Annotated in this window: 26 protein-coding genes and 2 tRNA genes; 19 read left to right on the top strand and 9 right to left on the bottom strand. The window is 43.9% G+C overall.

What is annotated here, in order from left to right:
* The 7 genes from JHD45_RS11510 to JHD45_RS11480 all read left to right on the top strand — a co-directional run bounded on the left by JHD45_RS11510 (nt 1) and on the right by JHD45_RS11480 (nt 6,079).
* The gene (locus tag JHD45_RS11510; RefSeq protein WP_199476664.1) at nt 1–1,278 is read left to right on the top strand and encodes a dihydroorotase; all 1,278 of its coding nucleotides are present in this window, start codon (nt 1–3) and stop codon (nt 1,276–1,278) included.
* A gap of 147 nt (nt 1,279–1,425) precedes the next feature.
* Nucleotides 1,426–2,529 carry a diguanylate cyclase domain-containing protein gene (locus JHD45_RS11505; RefSeq protein WP_199476663.1) on the top strand — a complete coding sequence of 368 codons (1,104 nt, stop codon included), beginning with the start codon at nt 1,426–1,428 and terminating at the stop codon, nt 2,527–2,529.
* A 308-nt stretch (nt 2,530–2,837) separates the two neighbouring features.
* On the top strand, nt 2,838–3,533 hold the full coding sequence (locus JHD45_RS11500) for a YggS family pyridoxal phosphate-dependent enzyme (protein WP_199476662.1): 696 nt from the start codon (nt 2,838–2,840) through the stop codon (nt 3,531–3,533).
* 87 nt (nt 3,534–3,620) lie between these two features.
* Nucleotides 3,621–4,451 (top strand): pyrroline-5-carboxylate reductase, encoded by an 831-nt coding sequence (gene proC, locus JHD45_RS11495; RefSeq protein WP_199476661.1) that lies wholly within the window; start codon nt 3,621–3,623, stop codon nt 4,449–4,451.
* Nucleotides 4,452–4,465: 14 nt separating this feature from the next.
* Nucleotides 4,466–5,020, top strand: coding sequence for a YggT family protein (locus JHD45_RS11490; protein ID WP_199476660.1), 555 nt, complete (start codon nt 4,466–4,468; stop codon nt 5,018–5,020).
* Nucleotides 5,021–5,193: 173 nt separating this feature from the next.
* The gene (gene coaD / locus JHD45_RS11485; RefSeq protein ID WP_199476659.1) at nt 5,194–5,685 is read left to right on the top strand and encodes a pantetheine-phosphate adenylyltransferase; all 492 of its coding nucleotides are present in this window, start codon (nt 5,194–5,196) and stop codon (nt 5,683–5,685) included.
* 142 nt (nt 5,686–5,827) lie between these two features.
* Nucleotides 5,828–6,079: a YfhL family 4Fe-4S dicluster ferredoxin gene (locus JHD45_RS11480; protein ID WP_199476658.1), complete on the top strand. Its 252-nt coding sequence runs from the start codon at nt 5,828–5,830 to the stop codon at nt 6,077–6,079.
* A 120-nt stretch (nt 6,080–6,199) separates the two neighbouring features.
* On the opposite strand, the gene JHD45_RS11475 is transcribed toward JHD45_RS11480, so the two are convergent.
* Nucleotides 6,200–7,309, bottom strand: coding sequence for a potassium channel family protein (locus JHD45_RS11475; RefSeq protein WP_199476657.1), 1,110 nt, complete (start codon nt 7,307–7,309; stop codon nt 6,200–6,202).
* A gap of 65 nt (nt 7,310–7,374) precedes the next feature.
* The gene (gene trmL / locus JHD45_RS11470) at nt 7,375–7,845 is read right to left on the bottom strand and encodes a tRNA (uridine(34)/cytosine(34)/5-carboxymethylaminomethyluridine(34)-2'-O)-methyltransferase TrmL (RefSeq protein WP_199476656.1); all 471 of its coding nucleotides are present in this window, start codon (nt 7,843–7,845) and stop codon (nt 7,375–7,377) included.
* A gap of 120 nt (nt 7,846–7,965) precedes the next feature.
* On the opposite strand from trmL, the gene JHD45_RS11465 reads away from it, so the two are divergent.
* Nucleotides 7,966–8,041, top strand: a tRNA-Phe gene (locus JHD45_RS11465).
* An 82-nt stretch (nt 8,042–8,123) separates the two neighbouring features.
* Nucleotides 8,124–8,199, top strand: a tRNA-Phe gene (locus JHD45_RS11460).
* Between the two features lie 94 nt (nt 8,200–8,293).
* Here the strand turns inward: JHD45_RS11460 and JHD45_RS11455 are convergent.
* From JHD45_RS11455 to JHD45_RS11430, 6 genes are all read right to left on the bottom strand, one after another.
* A complete protein-coding gene (locus tag JHD45_RS11455) occupies nt 8,294–8,671 on the bottom strand; it encodes a helix-turn-helix domain-containing protein (RefSeq protein WP_199476655.1) in 378 nt (125 codons plus the stop codon).
* Between the two features lie 13 nt (nt 8,672–8,684).
* A complete protein-coding gene (locus JHD45_RS11450; protein WP_199476654.1) occupies nt 8,685–8,984 on the bottom strand; it encodes a type II toxin-antitoxin system HigB family toxin in 300 nt (99 codons plus the stop codon).
* A gap of 788 nt (nt 8,985–9,772) precedes the next feature.
* Complete coding sequence (locus tag JHD45_RS11445) at nt 9,773–10,045, bottom strand: hypothetical protein (protein WP_199476653.1); 273 nt, start codon at nt 10,043–10,045, stop codon at nt 9,773–9,775.
* Nucleotides 10,046–10,071: 26 nt separating this feature from the next.
* Nucleotides 10,072–10,260, bottom strand: a complete 189-nt coding sequence (locus JHD45_RS11440) for a hypothetical protein (RefSeq protein ID WP_199476652.1) — start codon at nt 10,258–10,260, stop codon at nt 10,072–10,074.
* A 110-nt stretch (nt 10,261–10,370) separates the two neighbouring features.
* Nucleotides 10,371–10,676 (bottom strand): helix-turn-helix domain-containing protein, encoded by a 306-nt coding sequence (locus JHD45_RS11435; protein ID WP_199476651.1) that lies wholly within the window; start codon nt 10,674–10,676, stop codon nt 10,371–10,373.
* A 293-nt stretch (nt 10,677–10,969) separates the two neighbouring features.
* Nucleotides 10,970–11,281 (bottom strand): hypothetical protein, encoded by a 312-nt coding sequence (locus tag JHD45_RS11430; protein ID WP_199476650.1) that lies wholly within the window; start codon nt 11,279–11,281, stop codon nt 10,970–10,972.
* A gap of 561 nt (nt 11,282–11,842) precedes the next feature.
* On the opposite strand from JHD45_RS11430, the gene JHD45_RS11425 reads away from it, so the two are divergent.
* From JHD45_RS11425 to JHD45_RS11380, 10 genes are all read left to right on the top strand, one after another.
* Nucleotides 11,843–13,423: a methyl-accepting chemotaxis protein gene (locus JHD45_RS11425; RefSeq protein ID WP_199476649.1), complete on the top strand. Its 1,581-nt coding sequence runs from the start codon at nt 11,843–11,845 to the stop codon at nt 13,421–13,423.
* Between the two features lie 282 nt (nt 13,424–13,705).
* Complete coding sequence (locus JHD45_RS11420; protein ID WP_199476648.1) at nt 13,706–16,930, top strand: ATP-binding protein; 3,225 nt, start codon at nt 13,706–13,708, stop codon at nt 16,928–16,930.
* Nucleotides 16,931–16,943: 13 nt separating this feature from the next.
* Entirely contained in the window at nt 16,944–17,294 is a 351-nt protein-coding gene (locus JHD45_RS11415) for an Hpt domain-containing protein (protein ID WP_199476647.1), read from the top strand.
* 181 nt (nt 17,295–17,475) lie between these two features.
* Nucleotides 17,476–18,780 (top strand): sn-glycerol-3-phosphate ABC transporter substrate-binding protein UgpB, encoded by a 1,305-nt coding sequence (gene ugpB, locus JHD45_RS11410; protein ID WP_199476646.1) that lies wholly within the window; start codon nt 17,476–17,478, stop codon nt 18,778–18,780.
* 86 nt (nt 18,781–18,866) lie between these two features.
* Nucleotides 18,867–19,742 carry a sn-glycerol-3-phosphate ABC transporter permease UgpA gene (ugpA, locus tag JHD45_RS11405; RefSeq protein WP_199476645.1) on the top strand — a complete coding sequence of 292 codons (876 nt, stop codon included), beginning with the start codon at nt 18,867–18,869 and terminating at the stop codon, nt 19,740–19,742.
* The gene (gene ugpE, locus JHD45_RS11400; protein WP_199476644.1) at nt 19,742–20,587 is read left to right on the top strand and encodes a sn-glycerol-3-phosphate ABC transporter permease UgpE; all 846 of its coding nucleotides are present in this window, start codon (nt 19,742–19,744) and stop codon (nt 20,585–20,587) included. Before ugpA ends, ugpE begins: the two co-directional genes overlap by 1 nt.
* Nucleotides 20,588–20,590: 3 nt before the next feature.
* Nucleotides 20,591–21,667 (top strand): sn-glycerol-3-phosphate import ATP-binding protein UgpC, encoded by a 1,077-nt coding sequence (locus JHD45_RS11395; RefSeq protein ID WP_199476643.1) that lies wholly within the window; start codon nt 20,591–20,593, stop codon nt 21,665–21,667.
* Between the two features lie 58 nt (nt 21,668–21,725).
* Complete coding sequence (locus JHD45_RS11390; protein WP_199476642.1) at nt 21,726–22,472, top strand: glycerophosphoryl diester phosphodiesterase; 747 nt, start codon at nt 21,726–21,728, stop codon at nt 22,470–22,472.
* A gap of 14 nt (nt 22,473–22,486) precedes the next feature.
* Nucleotides 22,487–23,281, top strand: a complete 795-nt coding sequence (locus JHD45_RS11385) for an HAD-IIB family hydrolase (protein ID WP_233407775.1) — start codon at nt 22,487–22,489, stop codon at nt 23,279–23,281.
* A 178-nt stretch (nt 23,282–23,459) separates the two neighbouring features.
* Nucleotides 23,460–23,855, top strand: coding sequence for a peptidoglycan-binding domain-containing protein (locus JHD45_RS11380; RefSeq protein WP_199476640.1), 396 nt, complete (start codon nt 23,460–23,462; stop codon nt 23,853–23,855).
* A gap of 27 nt (nt 23,856–23,882) precedes the next feature.
* Here JHD45_RS11380 and JHD45_RS11375 read toward each other — a convergent pair whose 3' ends face one another.
* Nucleotides 23,883–24,824, bottom strand: coding sequence for a DUF808 domain-containing protein (locus JHD45_RS11375; protein WP_418903781.1), 942 nt, complete (start codon nt 24,822–24,824; stop codon nt 23,883–23,885).
* Nucleotides 24,825–25,029 lie beyond the last annotated feature (205 nt).

The following is a 25,029-nucleotide window of genomic DNA, read 5'->3' as shown; positions in this document are numbered from 1 at the left end:
ATGAAACTACGCATTCAAAATGGTCGAGTGATTGACCCAAGCCAAGACCTTGATGCAGTGACCGATTTGTTTATCGAAAATGAAAAAGTTGTGGCCATTGGTGAGGTGCCTGATGGCTTTGAAAACGCTGAAATCGTTGATGCCACAGGCAAATGGGTGCTACCAGGTTTGGTGGATCTTGCCGTGGCATTGCGTGAACCAGGGCAAACCCAAAAAGGCAATATCGCGACGGAAGGCCGAGCGGCTGTTTCTGGCGGGGTGACAACACTGGTGTGTCCACCGGATACGAATCCTATTGTCGATACGTCTTCTGTGGCTGCGTTGATTCAAGATAAAGCAGACGAAGCGGGCATGGCCAATGTTTTTCCCATTGGTGCGCTAACAAAAGGGCTTGCTGGGGAACAACTGAGCAACATGATGGCATTGACGGACGCAGGCTGTGTCGCCGTTTCTAATCATCGTTACCCAATTGCGAACACCAAAGTGTTATCCCGAGCGCTAGAATATGCGGCAACTCATGATTTACTTGTTGTGTTTCATCCCGATGAAGAGAGTTTATCGGAAGGCGGTTGTGCCCATGAAGGTCTGATGTCCACCATGCACGGTTTAGCCGGTATCCCAGAAGAAGCGGAAACCATTGCTTTAATGCGAGCTTTGTTATTGGTCGAAAAAACAGGGGTTCGGGCGCATTTTGCGCGTCTATCTTGTGCAAAATCTGTTGAAATGTTGGCGGATGCCAAAGCGTCAGGTTTGGATGTAACCGCTGACGTCGCCGTACATAACTTATTGTTAACCGATCAAATACTCAGCCGTTTTGATGGTCAGTATCATGTGTTGCCACCGTTACGCGGTGATGAAGATCGTTTGACCCTGATTGAAGGTATCAAAGCTGGCGTGATTACGGCAATTTGTTCGGATCACCAACCACACGAAAAAATGGCTAAAATTGCTCCGTTTGCGGCCACGGAACCGGGGATGGCCAACGTTGAAGTGTTGCTTCCATTGGCGATGCAGTTAATGGATGAGGGCGACTTGGATTTATCGACTTTATTGTCTTGCCTAACGTGTGGCCCTGCTAATTGTTTTGGCTTAGAAGCGGGCAGTTTGAGTGTGGGAAGCTTTGCTGACCTAATTATTTTTGACAGTACGGCGCGTTGGCAATGGACGCATCATAATCGTAAAACCAAAGGGCATAACTCGCCATACTTTGGTGATACGCTGACAGGTCAAGTTATCGCCACCTTTATTTCCGGTCAGCAAGTATATCGATTGGCATGAGGCACTTTCCAGAAGTAAAGTTTTAAAGTTTGCGGGGATTATGTGTCATTTAGTCGGTAAAATTACTTACAGTAGATTGTAAACTTATAACAGTATAGGTTAGTCTGTTAAATCTGGTTGTTAATATTAAACATTTTGGTAGTTTAAATGGTGCTCGATTCTTTTCAGTCCGATGATGTTCAAGCTCTTCATGCTCGCCTGCTTAAGGCGGAGAAGGAGCGTGATTTATTGAAATCATTCAATGTGAGCAATGCTCAGCGCTTACTGTCTGTGGCAAGTGGTAAGCCTGTGTCTTTCTTTTGGAAAGATATTCAAGCAAATCTACAAAAAATACTGCCAGATTGCTATGGTCTTTTGTTGGTCCGAAGTAAAGGAAGTCAGGGCTGGGTATTAGTCACTCGAGATGAAAAAAACGCGACTTTGCTTAATTCTGAAGGGCAATTAGGAACGCTACCAAGAGCCTTGATGACCTTTTCAGAAAGCCCATCCTGTCCAAAACGGCGAGAGGCAAATATTCAGCTCTCTGTGGATTGGGGACTATGGAAAGGCTTTTTAGAACTAAATGGCTTTTCTGATGTGGTTATGTTGAATGTGCCAACCAAACAGCATGATGATTATTTGATGGTCTTTTTCCAGTGTCATTCCGCTGATATCAGTGATGAGGTCATTGATCTATTATTTGATGAAAGTGCGAACTGTATGAAAGCAGTGTCGCTGCGTGAATACTCTGATCGCTGTCTATTTGAAGACGGTCACCGTGATCCCCAAACAGCATTGTTGCGTCGTTACAGTTTTGAAAATAATTTTGCCATGGTGTTAAAAGATTCACGCCGTCATTTTCAGCGAGTCGCATTGATGTCTTTAAGACTGCATGCTCGCATCACTCAAGACGACGCAGCGGACCTCAAGGCATTAGCCGCATTGATTCAGCGTACGGTGCGCGATAACGACCTAGTGGCTTATTACGATGACGGTGAGTTTGTCATGGGCATTCGCATTCGTCATATGGAAGACGCGGAAGTTGTCGCTAACAAATTGATGAAGGCATTGCGAGACCCTGAATTGGCCGCTAAAAAGCTTGTATCGGATGGGGTTTCTATCGGCATTTCCTTTTACCCCGAACATTCTAGTTTGGATGATCTTTATCGTGCGGCTTCTTTTGCCGAGAACTCTGTGAGCGAGTCGTTTGGGCATCGTCTGGAGTTTCATGGTCGAGTTTATTCATCAAGTAATGACTTTTATGTTTTCTAAGTGCTTTGCACTCTCCTGTTTATCGGCTCTGTTATAAATCGCGCTAGTAATAGTAAACTATAGATGGTGCAAAGGAGATCTGTTTCGCGCTGCGTGAATACTTCACATCGTTACCTGATTTCCCTTCATTGCTTTTCTTCCTAGCTTTTTTTTCACCTCTAAAAAAGTGCTAACATGCTGTTATGCGCTTTATTTTATGGAGAATGTTGAGCTGTTTTCTCTATTGTATTTCGTCTAATGCCAGTTTATAAGCTTGTTGTTTGATGCGAGCTGCAGTGCAGAAGTCCAAAAGAAACTAGGGTTTTGTTATGAATATAGAAACGAATCTTTCTCTTGTCGGCGCACAAATTGCGCAACTAGAGCAACAATATCAACGGGATACTGGCAGTGTGCGTCTATTGGCGGTGAGTAAAACTAAGCCGTTTGAGGCGATCAGAGAGGCGTATCAGGCTGGTCAGCGTTTATTTGGTGAAAACTACGTTCAAGAAGCCGTAGAGAAACACAGTGCGTTGGCAGACCTTGTTGATATTGAGTGGCATTTTATTGGACCAATACAGTCCAATAAATCTCGCTTAATTGCACAAACTATGAATTGGGTGCATACCATTGATCGTGAAAAAATTGCTCGTCGGTTAAGTGAGCAACGTCCAGATGATATGCCCAAACTAAATGTATGCATACAAGTGAATATTAGTGGCGAAGAGAGCAAATCAGGGATTTCCTTAGAGTGCTTGCCAGAGATGGTGGCCTTGGTGAAAAGCCTGCCAAACTTACAGCTTCGGGGACTTATGGCGATTCCTGCGCCGCAAGAGGATGAAGCAAAACAAATGGCTGTTTATCGTCCATTATCTCAGGCTTACCTTGAATTGGCGTCATCAGATCGCATGATAGATACGTTATCCATTGGTATGTCTGGCGATTTACCGGCGGCCATTGCATCGGGCAGTACCCTAGTGCGGGTTGGCACGGCGATTTTTGGCGCCCGCGACTATACCTCGTCATGAGAGGAATGTAGACAGGAGAATGCTGTTGTCTAACAGACAATAATGGCTCTATTTTACTGGACACTGATATAAAAATTAGGAATATAAATGAAACCAACAATTGCCTTTATCGGTATTGGAAACATGGCTGGTGCGATCATTGGCGGCCTTATTGCGAGTGGATACCCTGCAAAGAAGATTCTTGGTACCTCTCGCACGCAAGCTAAGCGCGAGCACTTTGAGCAACAGTACGCAATGATAACGCTAGCGGATAATCGCGAGGCTGTTAGTAAAGCTGACGTGGTAGTGCTTTGCGTAAAACCTGCGCAAATGCAAGAGGTGGTTAGCGCCTTTGCAGATCAGGTGCGTGACGAGCAGATGTTTATTTCAGTGGCCGCTGGCATAGAACTCAGCGCTTTAGCTCGCTGGTTGGGCAAAGACGTTTCTGTGGTGCGTTGCATGCCGAATACGCCGTCTCAATTAGGTGCGGGCGTATCCGGTTTAATTGCAAATGCTCATACTAGTGAGGATCAGAAAGCGTGGGTATCTAGTGTATTTGAAAGTATCGGCGTCTCTATCTGGGTGGAAGATGAATCGCAAATGCATGCTGTGACTGCCCTGTCTGGTAGCTCTCCTGCTTATTTTTTTCAGTTCTTGGAAGCAATGATTAAAACGGGTAAAGAGCAAGGTTTAAGCGAAGAAACGTGCCGTCGTTTGGCCGCGAATGCTATGCTAGGTGCAGCGCGTATGGCAACAGAGCTTGAGCAGCCAATTGACCAATTACGTAAAAATATTACCTCGCCAAAGGGCACTACCGAACAAGCCCTGTTGTCTTTTGAGGCGTCAGGTATTGATAATATAGTAAGAACGGCCATGCTTGCCTGTATGGATCGTTCCAAAGAAATGGCGCAACTATTTTCTGGTAACGCAGACTCATAAAGAAGGACTATCTGATGACTTCAGATCCATTGATTTTTTTATTTAAGACCATTGCCAATTTGTATCTGTTTATTGTGTTGCTACGTTTAGTACTGCAATTGACGCGTGCGGATTTTTATAACCCTATTAGCCAAGGCATCGTCAGAGCAACCAGCCCTATTCTATTGCCTTTGCGTAAGGTGATTCCTTCCATTGGCCGTGTTGATATGGCCTGTGTGGTGTTTGCCTTGTTAGTGCAGTTTTTAACCGTTTTCGGCGTGATATTTTTCCAAGGCGCTGCCTCCATGACACCTGTCTCCCTATACGTGGTTTTGACGGTGGTCGGTACTTTATATCATTTGCTGGATTTGTATTTTTGGGCGCTATTGATTTCGGTCATTTTAAGTTGGGTAGCACCAGCGGCGAGTCACCCGGGTGCTATGTTGGTCGCGCAGATCACTGAGCCCTTATATCGTATGTGTCACCGTGTGATTCCAACATTGGGGGGATTAGATCTATCACCGATTTTCTTGTTTTTAGCAATTTCCATCATTCAGCAGTTCTTAAGGGGATATTTTCCTGTTATTTAGACATGACACTAAATTGGTGGCTTTTTAAGCATTATTGGTGACGAATGACGGCGTAGAATTGAGAACAGGGGCGTATTCCTATATGATTCGACCCCTGAATGGGAATCTAAGGGGGCGGCTGTGTCTTTTATTGGTTCTCCCTTCTCCTTATAATCATTTTTTGGATGAAAGCTATGAGTACGATTGCGGTTTATCCGGGTACCTTTGACCCCATTACGAACGGCCATACTGATTTGGTCGAGCGCGCGTCAAAACTGTTTCAGAAGGTTATCGTTGCCGTTGCAGCGAGCCCTAAAAAACGTCCGGTACTGTCGCACGAAGTACGTATTGCTTTGGCGGAAAAGGTATTGGGCCATTTACCAAATGTAGAGATTGTCGGCTTCGATAATTTGTTGACAGAGTTTACTCGCTCGGTCAATGGCAAAGTGGTGGTGCGAGGTTTGCGTGCGGTATCGGACTTTGAATACGAGTTTCAGTTAGCCAACATGAATCGTGCCATTGCTCCCGATGTGGAAAGTATCTTCCTCACGCCATCGGAAAAACACTCTTATATTTCGTCAACCCTAGTGCGCGAAATTGCTTCACTAGACGGGGATTTCGGTCAGTTTGTTAATCCTGAAGTTGAGCGTGTTCTTAAGGAACATTATTTAACGATGAAGCGATAGGTTGCCGCTTTACTCATTGCTTTAGATCGGCAATAAGTTAGCTACTCTATAGTGTGGAAAGTGATGTATTTCTCTTTCTTGGACTTTTTGCCTTGTTTGGATTTATGGCTGGTTTATATCGGCTGATAGTTAGGAGAGAATCATGTCTCTGATCATTACTGATGAATGCATTAACTGTGATGTCTGTGAGCCTGAATGCCCAAATGAGGCTATTTCGCAAGGCGATGAGATCTATGTTATTGATCCCCAAAAATGCACGGAATGCGTGGGTCACTACGATGAACCTCAGTGTCAACAAGTGTGTCCAGTGGACTGCATTCCATTAGACCCTAATAACAAAGAATCAGAAGAAAAGTTGATGGAAAAGTATTTAGTACTGACCGGACAACTCTAATCTGTTCTTTATTGCTCTTTAATAAAAAAGCTCGATCATCTAGGACGAGCTTTTTTATGCTTGTTTGACAGCAACTGCTTGTCATTAACATCAAAAGCGTTTAGCTGTTGTTCAGGCCCTCTACACAACGTTTTCAAAAAAAGTCAGTACTTGCTCAGGGGTAGGGGAGTTTAGCTCGTCTCCGACTAACAGAATTAACGAGCGAGCGTGAATACTTTCCGTTGTACTTGGATGAGTGATGATTTGGCCGTGCTGATTTTCATAGCCAAGCGCAGTCCCAATGTTATTCTGAATTAAACAAGTGACTATTTGCGCCCAGGTAAAGCCCTCTAAATTAATGTCCAAACGAATCGTATGGTCACCTTCATAGCGGAATAGGTTTTCAAGTACTTGTTCTGTACCTGGGGCAATCAAAGAGCGAACCAGCATCTCTGGGTAGGCACGTATAGGGCGAATCACCGCGTTGGCTCCTGCGTTCCTAAAGCGCTGACGATTAGCATCATCGATGGCCTCAGCAAGGATAAACGCCGAACAGCCTATTTCTTTTAAGCGGTGCAATATATCAAAGGTCTGGCTGTCACAGCTGCTATCATGGGGATCAGAACAAAGCACAATAATGTATTTGGCTTTATCGGCTCCAGCGGATAGTAACTTGCCCTCTTTGGTCGCCTCGCCCGTATGGTGTACCACCCCCCGAGATCGTAAACTCATAGGTAACCCATCTGGGTACGCTTTAGTGAGGATCTGGATAGGAACTTCGCTCAGCTCTGGCGTGTTACAGACTTGCGAAACAAGTAGTTTTAGATAGCGAGATGCATCGCTGCTGGGGGTGTTGATAATCAACAAATGATCCTGCATTGTATTCCACTCCATATGACCTTTGATGCGCATTTCTTTTTTAGCGATTCTTAGCTCCACATAATCACTCGCGATTTGCGCCAATAGCGTAATGCCGATTCCGTATATCAGTACAATCGTAGAGAACTGTCCCCAGAAAGTAGCCGGAGACAAATCGCCATAGCCTGTCGTGCTGGCAGAGGTCATGGTCAGCCAAAACGCTTGCCACCAATTCAGGTGTTCAAAATGGTTCATAGCTAAGCTATGCAAGCCAATCACACAAGCGAATAGAATCAGCCTTTTTTGCATGTCCTTAGTGGCATGCAAATGAACCTTTTTGCGATACTGCCGTCGTGTGTTGTTACGTCTAAGAAGTAGACCTAAGGTATTCATACTATCCTTTTATAATGAATTGGGACCTTTTTGTAGAGGTTGTGCTTGCGACTTGATTATGGGGCTTATTCATCCGTTGACATGGCATAATCTAATTGCCGCCAAGATTCATAGACCATTACTGCAACCGTATTGGACAGATTAAGGCTGCGTGAGTTGGCTTGCATTGGCAAGCGTAAACGCTGCGTTGGTGGCAGGGCTTCAATGAACGCCGCTGGCAAACCTCTGGTTTCTGGGCCAAAGACCAAAACATCATTGGCTTTGAACTTGGCTTCACTATGAGTATGGCTGCCTTTTGTGGTCAATGCGTAGATTGTGCCTATGGTATTTTGTGCCAGAAAGTCATCAAAATTTGCGTAACGCTTTAGGTTAGCAAACTCATGATAATCCAACCCAGCCCGGCGGAGCTTTTTGTCTTCAAGATCAAACCCTAGGGGCTCGATTAAATGAAGCTGATACCCCGTATTGGCGCAAAGACGAATCACATTGCCAGTGTTAGGTGGAATCTCTGGTTGATAGAGTACGATATGTAGCATGGTATTATCTCCTTGATATACCGAGATAATACCAGACCAACAGGGAAAACTAAGTTTTTTTAATTTTTTTAGGAAAAACTATTGACCCTAAAGAAGGTTTCTCTATAATACGCCCCACTTGCCCAGATAGCTCAGTCGGTAGAGCAGAGGATTGAAAATCCTCGTGTCGGTGGTTCGATTCCGCCTCTGGGCACCACGATAAAGAAGGCCAGCTAAATTAGCTGGCTTTTTTTCGTCTTGGAGCCTTATTTTCTAGATCAGTAGTTCCTGTTTGTTAAGCCCAGATAGCTCAGTCGGTAGAGCAGAGGATTGAAAATCCTCGTGTCGGTGGTTCGATTCCGCCTCTGGGCACCATTTCTAGTCATTCCTTAGTTATTCTTCTTTATATAAGCATCCATTTTGCTTAACACATACATCTATTTTTAGGTATAAAAATAGAGCAACGAGGTTACATCGTTTCTCTTTCCAGTGGATAATCTTTTACAAGCGCGTCTAAAGGAATATTCAAGCCTTTATGAAGGTTACGAATCATTCTTAGATTAAGTGCCCGTTGTTTTTTCAAAACTTCTGTCACTCGGCTACGCTGGCCAACAAAAGGTGTTAAGTCTGCATCTTTTAGTCCCATCTGATCCATTCTGAATTTAATCGCTTCAATCGGATCTGGAGCATCTATAGCGTGATGTTTCTCTTCATAAGCCTCAACAAGAGTCGCTAATATTTCAATCTCGTCACCTTCAGGTGAACCAAGCTCTGCACCTCGAAGGCTGCGCATCCGAAGCACTGCTAGAGTTAAATCATCGTCATTTTTAATAGGTTTAATGTTCATCTCATCATCTCCCTTAAAGTGAATCGATATCCACTTTGTCGTATTGCGTGTGAGTGCCAACAAACAGGACGAAACACAGCGAATACGTATAATCAATTTCTACAGCAAGACGGTATTTGTTACCGTGTATATTAAACACGACCTTGCCATTTTTAAGGATGCTGGCATTTGCGTAATGCTTTTTTATGTCGTGTGGTGTTTTCCAATCCGCATTCCTAGCTTCATAATGCCATGCCTTCAAAGGCTGTTCCGCATCCTGATAATCCGTTTGTTCCCAAAACTCCCGTAGAGCTTTCTTGCTAATAACCCTCATAGAGTAATCTTCTTTATTCCATGAATTATTTAATAAGAATTTCCCATTATGGGAAAATTGTAATATTAATACAATTCTTTTTATTAATTGAAATGAGAGAAATATATTAAAATTACTATAAAGCTTGAATTTTATTTATATATCAAAAACTTATGCTGCTTAATGGGAGTTACTTGCTCACATCGTGACAACAAAGCCTTGATCATATCCACCACTCTAATAAAAAGCCTGCCTAGTCAAGAAAGGCAGGCTCTGCAGTGGGATATATTTGGTAATTAGTGGAAATCGTAACCTTTGCCTTCCAATGCGGCGACGATCTTTCGTTGAGTCGTCAATAGGCTAAATTCTATGCATTAAGCATCTTTTGAACTTCCTCAGCGCCTTATATATCAAGCCTTTCAGCACTTTCAAATCCATTTTTAAAATATTTTAGTCTATCTGTCTGTATTATGGATGTTCAAGGGTTTCCTCAAAAAGCATAAAGTCGCGATAATGCCTGTAATAAATTGTATTTTTGAGGCGTGCTAAAGAATGTAGTGACGGTTAATATTGTTGTTGTTTCATTCTTGTTATGTTTGTCATCTTGTTATGTTTGTCATCTTGTTAGTTTTTCATAGCTAAGTCGATATTTTTTATTAAATTTTTCTATGTAAGAATTGTTATCTTCCGCGAATGTCGATGCTATTCGTCTATGGTTTTTCACTAAAACGTTATTCAATGTTGATACGCGCTACTTTGACAAATCTGCTGCCAACCCTAGCTCTTAGACTTCCCGTTTTTGAGGAAGGTTATTCAGCAAAATCTTTTTTGGCTAATATCGTGCCGTGTCCGTTTTGGAATTCGACAAAAGCGTGGATGAACTTTTCTGTATTGGGTTCTTGGATGATTGGAGTTAACGGGATAAGAGCGTTAGCAATCTTCCCAAAGGTCTGTAGATCAATACCGAAGCGTTCTTTAAGCGGGGTGTCGTAATCTTCGCCTCTATCGACCAGTGCGTCTGTTTGCTCTGGAGTGAGTCCGAGAATCTTTTCTGCGAGCAGCTGTATTTGAATATGTTCCATATGGTTTTCCTTTTCTAGTCGGCAGGTTAGAGCAAATAAAAAAGCCCCTCGTAAAGAGGAGCTTTTTGGGTAGGTTCTTGCAATTCGACAGCTAGGCTTTCTTGGGAGTCTTCCGTGCTTTCAACAGTACATTTTGACAGTGTACCTAACGCCTTAATATCCGATGATATTCTAATCAACTGGTAATGGGCTAAATCATGCTCGTTGCGACTCATTAGGTTCCATCCTTTTTTAGCCTTTTGTCTGATTCCCCTATATTGAACGATTTTAGATTCTTGTCAATTATTGTAACTTTTTGTACACTTTAGTATACAAAATAATGGGCTTAGAAGTTGCTAACCACGTATTTGATACCAAAGTGGTTTGCGAGCTTATTCATATTGGTGATACAGATGGCTCGCTTTTCACTGTGAAATTGATGAATGTATGCTTGGCTAATACCTGTATATTCCGCTAATAGACGATAGCTTCCTTTTCGTTTTCTGCCGTTAATGATGCAACTGCTCGAGGTGAATTCAGTGATTTTTGCTCTGAGCTGCTCTTCAAGCGCATCTACACCGATAGCGTGGTACTCTGTAGTAATGTTTAAATCAAATGAGGATTCTGTATTTTTCTTTTTTTGGGGTTCCATGATGTTCTCTCCTATTGGTCTAATCTAAATATTGACATGCTTTGTTTGAGTTTTTAAATCCTAGTTTCTGGAAAATATTAGACATGGACACTCAAGAAGAGATCATCTTAGCGAAAGAGCAACTTTCCTTACCTTGCAGCGGCTTTTGGATCTGGCTTAGAGCTAGGAGAAAAGCAAAGCCGTGGGGTGAGTACCATCATCTCACGAATCGAGAAAGACCTGCCCGCTGAAAAGAAGCGACCGATCGCAGCCAGCCACGCAGCTTAGAAAAAAGCCCTCACTCGAGAGCTTTTTTACTGGTGATAGCCCCCCAAATCTTTGGCTTCCAGTACACGGATTAGCTTCCCATCCTTGTGAATCCCTACGCCAAGACTGATTTGTTCAGGCCAAAGACCCTGTTGAGAATACTGCCTAGTACGTTGTTCTAAGTTGCCTAAAGTTCCTTTGTATCCACGAAGGGGGTGATCAAACTCAATTTCCCAATCGCCACCTTCGTGCTTGATCATCATGTATAAAGTGCAAAGAAATTTTTCTTCGGGGCCAGTTACTCTATACAGTTCTTTTAGGTCATCGCTGGACAGCAATTTAATTTTATAACTCATCATTCTTTCGGCATCATTACTTTATCTGGCATTGTTCCAGTTTTAATTTTCAACTTAATTTGGCGTAATTTGTTAACAAATTCAATCTTGTTAGCTCCCTCTGTGTCAGCTCTTTGTTTAAGTTCATTTCTGGTTAAATGATAACGCTCTAGAGTAGCCTAAATATCGCTCACTGCTACCTTGAAAAACGCCGATAGCAAGAGGCTAGAGTCATCTTCCCTAAAATGGATTGAACCACCTAAACGCATTGCTTATGAGCCGTCAAAGCATAAAGTCACGATAATGCCTGTAATAAATTGTATTTATGGGAGTGATAGGGAAGCTGATCACTGCAGGTTTTACAGCTATACCATGCTTGTTATGTTGATGATTTCGTTGATCATTTTATAGCTAAGTCTATATTTTTATTTATGTTTTCTTTTTTTGATGTGTGTTATGAAATGTCGTGTTTCTTCGTGATCTTTGCTGCTTTGTTACAAAAGCGTCATATACATTTTGTAACATGCTTCTGAAAAAAAGAGGGGTGATTTTTCATCTCTCTATGTTGATCAATTGGAGAAGCATGTGAACATTAACAAAAAGATGTGGGTTCTTTCTGGTGTGACGGCCATCAGTATTATTTTGGTTGGCGTCTTCGCAGCTTATATTCTCTCTTCTTTGAGGACAGACTTTGATCATTACAAATTGCAAATCGCGACGTCTCAGCATTTGTTTGAGATGAAGGCGACTGGTCTGTCTGTGGCAAAAGGGGATCCTATTCTGCCTTCAACCAAAACGGCCCTTGATGCAGCGAATGTTAAGATCAATGCATTGTTGAAGACGATAGAAGCCTCTCATGTGGTTGATGAGAAGAAAGCGAAGCTTTTAAAGCAGATTAAGCCCCTGTGGGCGGAGTATTTTAAGCAGTTCAATAGTGCCATTAATATGGCTCAAGATAGCCCGCAGGATGCACTGCAAATACCGGATTCTATTTACGGTTTGTATTTGGTACCGATGATTCATAATATCGACCAATTGGTTAAGGAAAATCAAGGGCTTGAGTCTTCGTCGGACAGCGTCATCTCAAAACAGATGGCGATGATTTTGTGGTTGATTTTGACACCTCTGGTTGCGGGCGGTTTGTTTGTTATTGCCAGTCAGCGTTTGTTGGCACGAGACCTGAGAAAGCGTGTGTTTCGTGTGTTGGATGTGGTGACGTTTTTAGAGCGCGGCGATTTAACGAAGCGCTTACCAGTAGAAGGACGGGATGAGTTGTCTTCAATTGCCTCGTCTGTAAATGGCTTTGTCGACAAGACCCACTCGATTTTATGTCAGGTACGAGAGAGTACAAGTGATGTGTCGCGTGCAGCTGCTGAATTGTTTGATGCGTCGGCTCATGTGGCGAACAGTGCCAGTTCTCAGAATGAGGCGGCGTCTTCTGTGGCGGCGACGGTTCAGCAACTTGCAGTGAGTATTGGTCAGGTAACGGAGCATGCTAAGAGTGCGCAGTCTTTTTCTGTGCAATCTGGTGAGCTGTCAACCCAGGCGGGTGGGGTTGTGTTATCTGCAACGAATGAAATGAATAAAATCTCTGAGTATTCCCGTGGTTCATCCGCGTTGATTAAAGAGTTAGAAGACCGATCCAGTGATATTTCTAATATCATGCAGGTAATCAAGGACGTAGCGGATCAAACCAATCTGTTGGCTCTTAATGCGGCGATAGAGGCGGCGAGAGCGGGTGAGCAAGGGCGCGGTTTTTCCGTGGTAGCAGATGAAATTCGTAATTTGGCGATGCGAACCACTCAGTCGACTAGCGAAATTGCGCAGATTGTCGGGCAGATACAAGAGGCAACAGAGGCGGTATCGCTTAGCATGGAATCAGGGCTTCAGCGGGTTGAGCAAGGTGTGTTGCTTGCACAGCAGGCTGGTCAATCTATGAATGATGTGACAAACAGTACCGAAAAGGTAGAAGAGTCCATTGATTATATTTGTAATGCTTTGACTGAGCAGAATCACGCCAGTGATGATATTGCCAGAAAAATTGATCGTATCGCGATGATTATCCGTGAAGACGCTGAGTCTGCCAAGAATACGGTTGCAACAGCCAAAAAGTTAGACGGGTTATCAGGTACTTTGAATACCGCAGTGAGTCAGTTCCAGTTGTAACGATTCCTGCTTGATCTCTTTTGCGACAGCCTCTTCGTAAGAGAGCCTTCCTTCAGCAAATGCTTATCTTGCTCTATCGGCGGGTAAGCATTTCGTGTTTTTATGATTCAATGTGTTTGCAGTTATAGCTCATTATTTTCATTACATAATGTAACGATTATCAAGGTCATGAGTAAGATTCTTTGGCTATTCTTAGCATAAAGACAGCCGATCCGTTTGACCCGGAGATAACCTATCTACGCTTTTTAGTTTAAAGACCTCCTCTTGATAAATTGGTGCATTATGTTTAAAGGAATAGTCATTGTTGTTGTCACTGCGCTAATGTACTGGGCTCTGGGGATATTGGGCTTAATGGCTGCCATTCCACCTGGCTATGCAACCATTATCTGGCCCGCTTCGGGTTTGGCTTTAGTTGCTGCGATGTTCTTTCCGCGAGCAGGCCTATGCGGCGTGTTTCTCGGTTCATTTCTCGTAAATGTGTCCGCCACTTGGTACAACCTCCATCTATTTGCTGTGTTGTTGCCTGCTGTCATCGCATGTGGGGCGGCTCTTCAGGCGGCAGTTGGTGCTTGGTTAGTACGTCGTTATGTGGGGATTCCGTTCGCTTTCCACCGAGTGGATTTGGTGTTGCGCTTTGTCTTTTTAGCTTGTGTTTTGTCCACTCTGATTGGCGCTACGGTCGGTTCTTCCGCCCTATTGTATTTTAATATCATCACCTGGGACGGTTTTTGGCTTAACTGGTTTGGTTGGTGGGTGGGGGACTCCATTGGAGCGCTGGTCATCGTGCCTTGGTTTGCTGTGCTATTTCCCCGTTATTTTGGTAATCATTTTCAGCATCAGTTCAGTTTGATGGGAGGGCTGATTTTTATTCTCATTTTGACGTTTGGGGTGTCGTTTGGGGTGAGTGAGTTTGAAGAGAATAAGCAGGCTAAGGAGTTTCGGGTAAATGCTGAATTATTAGAAATCTCTTTAAATAACCGGATAAAAAACAGTGTCGATTTGCTTTATGGGGTAGCGGGATTTGTACGAGGCAGTGAAGAAGTGTCGTCTAAAGAGTTCGACAAATATGCATTGAGTGCGATGTCCCGAGATAACTCTTTTTTAGGGGTTTCTGTCAACTATGTGGTGGATGGCCTGTCGATACCTGCCTTTGAACGTAATATTCAAAAGAGTTACCCCCATTTAGAATTTCGAGTTAAAGAAAGGGATTCATCGGGGAAGTTGGTGAATGTTACTCCTCGAAAACGCCATATTGTGGTCACGTTTGTGGTGCCCAGAGAGAAAAATAAAGCCGCGATTGGCTATGATGTTTATTCCCAAGAAAGTAGGCGAAAGGCGATTGATAAGGCCATTGAGCTAAAACAAGCCTACCCAACTGATCCGATCAATCTGGTTCAAGGGAGTAAGGGGGTCTTACTGTTTTTACCATTTTTTAACGATGAGACCGGGAAGGTTTTAGGTATGGCGACGGCAGTCATAGGGCTAGATATGTTAACTAAGGAGATAGTTAATAGAGGGTTGTTGCCAAATACCCAGTTATATCTAGTGGATATGCATGGGGCTGGCGATTCACCTGTTTTGGTGACGCAAAGCGAATCGGCCGATTTGTCTGTTGCCACTTTAATATCGCGTTTTAACAAGGGGGACTTTGGGCAGGCGGTTGCCTATGATGTGAAAGTCGGCGAAAAGCGTTGGCGTTTATTTCAGGTGAGTGAGAGCCGTTTTTATAAGCAGCCTTGGGGTGTGCAGTTTGTGTTGGTATGTGGTTTCTTGGTGGCGGGTATTCTGGTTTGGTTTTTGCTGATGGTCAGTAGTCAGATGTCTGAAATTGAGAGCCTGGTACGTCGTCGCACACAGGATCTTTTAGAAGCAAACCGCTCACTTAGGGCGTCAGAGTTAGCGCATAGTAAAGCGAAGCATGAGGCTGAAGAAGCCAATCAGGCAAAGAGCCTGTTTTTAGCGAATATGAGTCATGAAATTCGTACGCCGCTCAATGGCGTCATTGGTTGTCTCTCTTTAATGATGAGCACGGATTTGCGCCCTGAACAAAAAAATCTGGCGAATTTGTCGCGCCAAAGTGCGGAAGCATTATTGGAATTGATCAATGATATATTGGATTTATCTAAGATCGAAAGTGGCAGTATTGTGTTGGATGAGGAGTTATTCAACCTAAGAGAGCTAGTGGAAGAAGTGAGTCAGCTGTTGGTCTTCAGGGCGCAGGAGAAAAACATCGAATTTAATGTGCCAGCGGTTTTTATTCCTCAAGTGTCTATCTTGGCGGATCGATTACGGATCAAGCAAGTGCTTATGAATTTATTGGGTAATGCCATTAAATTTACCTCGCAGGGTGAGGTGAATTTGTTTATCCATGTTGATCCTCTAAACAGTGGTTCCTGTGAGTTAAGCGTTAAAGTGTCTGATACTGGTATAGGTATCAATCAAGCCCTGAAAAAGAATTTATTCCAACGCTTTAAACAGGCAGATAATTCGACCACTCGAAAATTTGGTGGGACGGGCTTAGGCTTAGCCATCAGTAAAAGTATTGTTGAATTAATGGGCGGAAGCATTGGTGTCGACTCGGAAGAAGGTAAAGGCTCTACGTTTTGGTTTAAAGTGACCGTGCCGTTTGAGTGTCAAGAAAAGGAGAATGACACGGCTTTCCATGAGTATTCGGCGGTATTGGTGTATCACAATGACGTGGGGCGTGATTACGTTGCTTCATTAGTTCAGAACATGGGATTAGATGTGACAGTGTTTAATTCCCTCGTGTCATGGTTAGACGATGAGGTAGCTGAGACTGGGCAGACTGTGTACACGGAAAATAGGATTCTTTTGTTGGATGACTCTCTCTATGGACAAGCTTCTCAAGAGGATCAGGAAAAACTTAAGCAAGTATGTGCACAGAAAAAGTTGACCTGTGTTTTGTTGCTGAATTATTCCAAAGAAAGTCTCGAGTCTGATATGAAAGTGTTGCATAAGCCCGTATTTAACCACGAAATGCATCAAGTGCTGACACAAATACTGACTTCGCCATTGAAAGAGGAGGCGTCACATGGGCTATTAAGCTCGCCTCAAGAAGGCCCGACTAATGGCTGGCTTGATCAACCCCCAGAATTTAATGCCAAAATATTAGTAGTGGAAGATAATTTTACTAATCAAGTTGTTGCTCGTGGCTTGCTGGGTCGGTTAGGGATTGAGGTTGATATTGCCAATAATGGCGAAGAAGCGCTGACGATGTTGCAGTCTACTCATTACGATTTGATTTTTATGGATTGTCAGATGCCTATTATGGATGGGTATCAGGCGACGGGACGAATCCGTCAGTTAGATACAGGCAAAACAGCCAAAAATGTCCCCATTGTTGCCTTAAGTGCCAATGCGATGAAAGGGGATAAGTTAGTCTGCCTTGAGGCTGGGATGGATGATCATATTGCTAAGCCTATTGATAAAGATGAGTTGTTGGCTGTATTGGAAAAGTGGTTGCCACATGCAAAGATAAAAAAATAGGAGAGTCTAAGTCATGGTAGAAGCAAGGGTGTTTGATCTCGAAGATTTTAAAAATCGCATGGCGAGAAGTGATGAACTGATGGCGCTTGTCGCGGCTGAGTTTTTAAGAGAGGCGGCTTATTTGGTTTCCCAATTGGAAACGAGCATTCAAGCCGAAGATTGGCTGCAGGTGGCGCAAACTGCCCATCGTTTGAAAGGCGCCTGTGCTGAAGTGTCTGGGCAGGCGATGACGCAAGATGCCAGAGCGATTGAGTTTGCCGCTAAGGAAGATAATACTTCTGCGATCCCAGAGTTTTACTTGACGTTAGAATCTCATTATGGCGCTTTAAGAGAGGAATTATCGACAATTTTATTGTTGAAGTGAAACAAGCTTGTTACTGCTTTTTGTGAGCTTTTTTATTGAATATGTTTGTTTTTTTGTGATTTTTCATTGTTTTTTTAAAAATTTGGTTTGTGAAATAAAAGTGTTTGTCATATAACGGAAATAATTAGCCTCTATTTTGTTTGCAAACTTTAAACAAACCAATGGTGTGAGGAATCATGAAATGCGTAAATTAACGCTAGCAATGGCCGTTTTAGGCCTGTCTCTTTCTGGTTCGAGCTTTGCGACTACGGAGATCCAATGGTGGCATGCGATGGGTGGTGCTAACGGGGAAGAACTCAATAAGATTGTTAAAGAATTTAACGATTCTCAAGATAAGTACAAAGTCGACCCAGTGTTTAAAGGGAATTACACGGAAACCATGACTTCTGCTATCGCGGCATTTCGTGCCCATAAGCAACCTGCCATTGTGCAAGTTTTTGAAGTGGGCACGGCCAGTATGATGGCGGCGAAAGGCGCTATTTACCCTGTCTATAAATTGATGAAAGACACCCACGAGCCGTTCAATCCGAAAGATTACCTCAGTTCTGTCACTGGCTATTACTCCGACTTACAAGGCAATATGTTGTCGATGCCGTTTAACAGTTCAACACCTGTTCTTTACTACAATAAAGACATGTTTAAAAAAGCAGGCATTAGTTCACCACCAAAAACTTGGGAAGAAGTGGCTGCTGACTCTAAAAAGCTGTTAGCAAGCGGGGCTAAATGTGGTTTCACCACTGGCTGGCAATCTTGGGTGCAACTAGAAAACCTCAGTGCTCGACATAATGTTCCTTTTGCCTCAAACGACGATGGTTTTTCAGGCATAAAAGGCACCAAGTTATTGTTCAATGGTCCTCTTCAAGTGATGCACATCACCAAAATGCACGAATGGCAAAAGAGCGGTATTTTTAGCTATGGTGGCCGTCGTAGTGACAGTGTTCCTATGTTTTATAGCCAACAGTGTGCTATGTATACAGGCTCCTCTTCTGCTTATGGTGGCATGGTGAAAAATGCGAAGTTTGACTTCGGTGTTTCGTCTTTGCCGTACTGGGCGAGTGAAGTGAAAAAGCCTAATAATACCATTATCGGCGGGGCGTCATTATGGGTTCTTAGAGGCAAATCTAAAGAGCAGTACAAAGCGGTTGCTGCGTTTCTACATTTCTTGTCGACGCCAAAAATTCAAGCAGAATGGCACCAGTTTACGGGTTACTTGCCCATTACCCATGCTGCTTATGAGCTGACCAAGAAAGAAGGTTTCTACAAAACTCATCCTGGTACAGACGTAGCGGTACTTCAGATGACGGCGAGTAAGCCAACGGTGAATTCTCGTGGGTTGCGCTTGGGTAATTTTGTGCAAATTCGTGATGTGATTAACAGCGCTCTGGAAAGTGTCTGGAGTGGTCAAGCAACACCGCAAGCAGCTCTGAATACTGCAGTAGAGCGTGGTGATGTCTTGCTACGTAAATTCGCGAGAGCGCATCAGTAAAGTAAATCTTACTCTACTGGGTGTTTGTCATCCCCATCGGCAAAAGTCGGTGGGGATGTTGATGTTTGAATTTGCCGAGCGATGCTATGTCTGTTTATTTTCCGCAAAAAAAGTTGCCCTACCTGCTGGTTTTACCCCAGCTCATCATTACTGCTATTTTCTTTCTGTGGCCAGCAGGTCAAGCGTTTAAACAAGCGTTTTATCGAGAAGATGCGTTTGGTTTAAGTCAGACCTTTATTGGTTTTGGAAACTTTATCGACCTTTTTCAAGACCCGCTTTATTACAAATCCATGGGTGTGACCATGGTATTTAGTTTTTCTGTTGCTTTTTTCGGTATTGCTATCGCTCTATGGTTAGCGGTGATGGCAGACCGTGTGATTCGCGGAAAAATGGTCTATCAAACCTTGTTGGTTTGGCCCTATGCCGTGGCCCCCGCCCTTGCTGGGGTACTCTGGTGGATTTTATTTGACCCCAATATTGGACCTATTGCGTTGTTTTTGGATCGTATTGGCATCCATTGGAATCACTTTTTAAATGGCGATCAGGCCATGATATTGGTGGTGATTGCGGCGACTTGGAAACAAATCAGTTATAACTTCTTATTTTTCTTAGCCGGTTTACAAGCCATTCCGCGCTCTTTAATTGAAGCAGCCGCCATTGATGGAGCCAGTCCGTTTAAGCGGTTCTGGGATATCGTGTTTCCCTTGCTCTCACCCACTACTTTCTTTTTGTTAGTCGTGAATCTGGTTTATGCCTTTTTTGATACGTTTGGTGTGATTGATACCACGACTCAAGGTGGGCCAGATGGAAGTACCAATACCTTGGTGTATAAAGTGTTTAAAGACGGCTTTATCGGTTTGGACAGTGGTGGCTCGGCGGCTCAATCGATTGTGTTAATGGCTATTGTCGGCTTGATGACCGTGGTTCAGTTCCGTTTTATTGAGCGTAAGGTGCAATACTAATGATCGAAAATCGTCCTTGGCTCAAATTGTTTAGCCATTTTATTCTTATTGCTGGTGTGCTGATTGTAGCCTTGCCTGTATGGGTGGCGTTGGTCGGTTCGACGCAATCGGCAAGCAGCTTTGCTGACAGTGTGCCTTTGTGGTTTGGTGACCAAGGGGTTCAGAACTGGAGCCATGTGCTGTTTCATGCGGCAGGCAGTACCCTACAGATCCCTGTTTGGCACTTGTTGTTAAACTCGATGATTATGGCGTTGGGTATTACCTTTGGCAAAATCGCCATCTCGATGATTTCGGCCTATGCCATTGTGTTTTTTCGCTTTCCGTTTCGCTCGCTGATTTTCTGGGTGATCTTTATTACCTTGATGTTACCTGTGGAAGTGCGGATTGTGCCGACCTATCAAGTCATTGCCAATCTTAATATGTTGAATTCATACAGTGGTTTGATTCTCCCCATGATTGCCAGTGCTACAGCGACATTCCTGTTTCGTCAATGTTTTATGTCCATGCCTGGTGAGTTAGTGGAAGCGGCTCGTATTGATGGGGCTGGTCCGATTCGCTTCTTTTTCGATATTTTATTGCCCATGTCCCGAACCAATATCGCGGCCATGTTTGTGATTATGTTTATTTATGGGTGGAACCAATATCTATGGCCGTTGATCATTACCACAGACGATACTTATTACACCTTGGTGATGAGTATTAAGAATATGTTGTCTGTCCCAGATGGGGACATTGAGTGGAATAATGTAATGGTAACCACCCTATTGGCGATGATTCCCCCTGTGGCCGTGGTGGTTGGTATGCAGAAATTGTTTGTAAAAGGCTTGGTTGACGCGGAGAAGTAAGCAATGACCGATTTAGTATTAAAGAACATTGGTAAAACCTACCCAAATGGTTACCAAGCGATTCCAAGTATCGATTTAAGCATTGAAGAAGGGGAATTCATCGTATTGGTTGGGCCATCGGGTTGTGGTAAGTCTACCTTGCTGCGCATGGTAGCGGGGCTTGAAACCATCACTCAGGGGGATTTGCTGATCAAGGGAAACCGCGTCAATGAGAAAGAGCCTGCAGACCGTGATATCGCCATGGTGTTCCAAAATTATGCTTTGTACCCTCATATGACCGTTCGGGCGAACATGGCCTATGGTCTTAAAAATCGAGGTGTCCCAAAAGAAGAGCGCGATACTAAGGTAAACAGTGTGGCGACTATGTTGGGGTTGGAAGAATTACTGGATCGTAAGCCGAATCAGCTGTCTGGTGGCCAGCGTCAGCGTGTAGCGATGGGGCGCGCTATGGTGCGAGATCCTAAAGTCTTTTTATTCGATGAGCCCTTATCTAACTTGGATGCGAAGCTTCGCGTACAAATGCGTGTTGAGATTCGTCAGTTACAACGCAAGCTGGCAACCACCACCTTGTATGTAACCCATGATCAGGTCGAGGCGATGACCTTGGCGGACCGTCTTGTCGTGTTAAATAAAGGGAAAGCTGAACAAATTGGCACGCCAATGGAGTTGTATAATAAGCCCGCGTCGACCTTTGTTGCCGCTTTTATTGGGTCTCCAGCGATGAATTTATTAGACGCTGAGATGACTGAGGTTGGCATTAAACTGAATGAGTCGTTGGTGTTGCCACTCTCTCACGACTATCGCGGTAAAATGATTTGGGGCATTCGACCTGAGCATTTAGTAGCGAGTGACGAGCAAAATGGTGATTTCGCTTTGCAAGTGCAGGCGGTAGAATCTCTCGGCGCAGAAACCTTGATTCACGGGGTGCTTGTGGGGAGTCAGCAAACTGATGGCTCAGCCGTGCCTTTGGTGGTGCGTTTGTCTGGCCCTCATTTGCCCGATATTGGGAGCCATCTTTGGTTCACTGCGCCAAGAGAAGATTGGCATCTATTTGATGCCAATACACAGCAACGATTATGATGCTTTCAGCGTGTCTTTAAGCGTCGTGCAATGAAGCCATTTTATCAGAGAGGGTCCAATGACAAGCCCAAAAAAAGATATCATTAACGCGAAAGTAATGGGGCACCGTGGTGCGGCTCTATTGGCGCCAGAAAATACCTTGGCGTCTATCCGTGCTGCTGCAGAGACAGGAGTCACTTGGGTAGAAATCGATGTGTATTTGATTGGTGAGGGTGGTTTGATCATCTTTCATGATGATGAGTTGAGTCGTTGTACGAATGGTGCAGGAGTGACTCGTCAAGCATTGCCTGAATATGTCGCTGGATTGGATGCGGGTGGTTATTTCTCAGCGGAATTTGCCGGTGAAAAAGTGCCTACTCTGGTCGAAGCGTTAGAATGTATTCAGTCCCTTGGTTTAGGGTTGAACCTAGAGATCAAACACGATGAGTCCGATGTTGAGAACATTGTACCACCGGTCTTGGCCGCTTTAGATGCACATTGGAAAGATAACGATAAGTTATTGATTTCCAGTTTTAATCACGGGGCTTTGCTGCTATGTCATCAACTGGATAAGACACGCCATCTTGGTCAGTTGTATGGGCCGATCCCAGAGGATTGGCAGGCACAGCTTGAAGCCATACAGGCCTACAGCTTGAACTGTGACTATCGGGCGTTAACACAAGAGAAGGCTCAGGCCATTAAAGGGGCTGGCTATCAATTGCTGTGTTATACCGCGAACGATATGGCATTGGTTGCCCAGCATTGGGAATGGGGAATGGATACCATTATTACGGATGATCCAACCCGTTTTGCGCCTTTGATGTGATTATGGAGAAGGTTTTGATCAAACCATTAGAAGCGCTGACGAAGAGCGATTGCCAAGCTGTCCGTTATATTCTCACCGATGTAGATGATACCTTGACTTGGGAAGGGCGATTGCCAACAGACAGTTTGGTTGCATTAGAGCAGTTAGCCTCTAGAGGTTTGACGGTTATTCCTGTTACAGGGGGGTGTGCGGGTTGGTCCGATATGATGGCGCGAACTTGGCCTGTGGCTGGGGTGATTAGTGAGGGCGGTGGTGTCTTTATTCGCAAAAAGAATCATGGCTCCCTTAGCTACCAGTTCTGGCAAGATGAAACGGTGATGGTGGCGCAGAAAACAGAAATACTTGCCATCGTGACATCGGTTCTAGACAGTTTTCCAGCGCTGCGTCTGGCTCGTGACCAAGCCTATCGCTTAACGGATGTGGCTATCGACTTTGCGCAAGAAGTAAGGCCGCCTGCTATCGAAGCGAAAGAGGCGTGTTTATTGGCATTGAAAGAGCTTGGACTAAATGCAAAAGCGAGTTCTATTCATATCAATGTCAGTGGCGAAGGGTATGATAAGTTTGCGATGGCAAAACGTGTTCTTAATCAGGAGTACAATGTCAGTGATGAGCGATTCGCTGCACAAGTGATGTATGTAGGAGATGCTCCCAATGATGAAAGTATGTTTGCACGTTTTCCCCTAAGTGTCGGGGTATCGAACATTGCAGAACACCTTCCTAGTATGACGCATGTCCCGCGTTTTCAAACGAATTTCCCTGGAGGGCTTGGTTTTGCTGAGCTGACTCAGCATTTATTATCCTTGCGTTAGGGCTGTCTTTTTCACTTTTTTTTAAGGTGAATAGTCAGTTTAATGTATGGATTTTCAGTTTGTTGAAAGGAAAAATCAAACATATGCACTTCCTATATCTTAGTGTGATTCTTCATGTTATATAGTCGCCGCGTTTAGCGCATTTACAAAGAATCATTTATGTGTATAGGGAGTTGCCATGCGTTTATGTCTACCTGTTGTTTTGGCTACATGTTGTCTTGTTATTCCACAAGTTTACGCACAAGATGCGCAACCTGCTGGAACAAAATCGACTCCTGAAGTCAAAAAAGAAGTTACTCACAAAGCGGTTAGTTCTACATCAAAAGAGAAAACTGCTCATAAGTTGGTCGCTAAGAAACATCATAGCAAAGAAGTGCTAGCTGCTCAAAAAGATCTGTTGACTTTGGGTTATAAAGAAGTCGGTCATGCAGATGGACTAATGGGACGCAAAACAATGGCTGCTGTAAAACAGTTCCAAAAAGACCATCATTTAAAAGTGACAGGTCATGTTAGCAAAGCACTTGTTCATGAGTTGGCGAATGCTGTTCATCTTAAAGCGAAAAAAGCAAGCTGATAAACGGATGCTCTAGTCTGATGTTTGTCAATGTGCTTCCTTCTTGCTAAAGAGGGAAGCCATGGCAATAGCTATTCCTCCTAATCCCAAGCCAATGAGAATATTAAACAAGACGGTTAGAGTGCTTGTTAACAAAGGCATGGAGAATAAGTCAATAGAATCGATCGTTTGTTCAATACCATGCAATAGAGGTAATCCGTGAACAAATATTCCCCCTCCAACCAAAAACATCGCCACAGTTCCTACCACCGTTAATAATCTAATAAGCCAAGGGGCACTTTGTAAAATCACACTCCCTGTCTTTTTAATAAGAGTGTGTTTGGATTTAAACAATGCGAGACCCATATCATCTAACCGCACAATTAGGCCCACTAACGCGTAGACTCCAACCGTCACTAAAAACGCAATGACACTCACCACGAGAGCCTGAATTAAAATACTCTGATTTTCTACCGTGCCCAGCGCGATCACAATGATTTCAGCTGACAAGACGAAGTCTGTGCGAATAGCGCCCTTGACTTTGATTTTTTCTTGTTTCCTCAGTGCTTCTTCGTCTAGCCTGGCATCGGTTTGCTTGAGTTGTGCTGTAAGGCGACTCAAGACGATTTGCTGGTGGTTTTTCTTGTCGCGGCGTTGTTTGATGCTATGCAGTACTTTTTCAGCGCCTTCATAACACAGATATAGACCACCCAGCATCAGTATGGGTTGAATCAGCCAAGGTAGAAAGGCACTGACTGCTATTGCTAGGGGCACCAAAATGGCTTTGTTAACCAAGGAGCCTTTTGCGACGGCCCACACCACGGGCAGCTCTCTGTCTGCGCTAAAGCCTGATACCTGCTCTGCATTGAGGGCGAGATCATCTCCTAATACCCCCACGGTTTTCTTCGCAGCCACTTTCGATAGCACGGCGATGTCGTCAAGTAACGTGGTGATGTCATCCAGTAAAGCCAGTAATCCTATCGACATAATATGTCATCCATCTGGTTTCGAAGGTTGGCGTATTGTGCGTGAAAGCGCGACTAAAGCCAAACCTAGTATGTACTGTTCTTATCCTGTTTTTTTAGATACTTACTCTTTCGGTAAGTTTCACTCCTCTTTACTGTTTAATAGGAACTGCGGTTAATAACTTGTGTATTTTAGGTTGAAGGTGGTCTATTCCTATGATGGCGCTGTG

It is taken from the genome of Marinomonas spartinae, assembly GCF_016461715.1.
In the GTDB taxonomy this organism is placed as follows: Bacteria; Pseudomonadota; Gammaproteobacteria; order Pseudomonadales; family Marinomonadaceae; genus Marinomonas; species Marinomonas spartinae_A.
The sequence above is the reverse complement of the archived record's forward strand: the minus strand, read 5'-3'. Positions and strand labels throughout refer to the sequence as shown.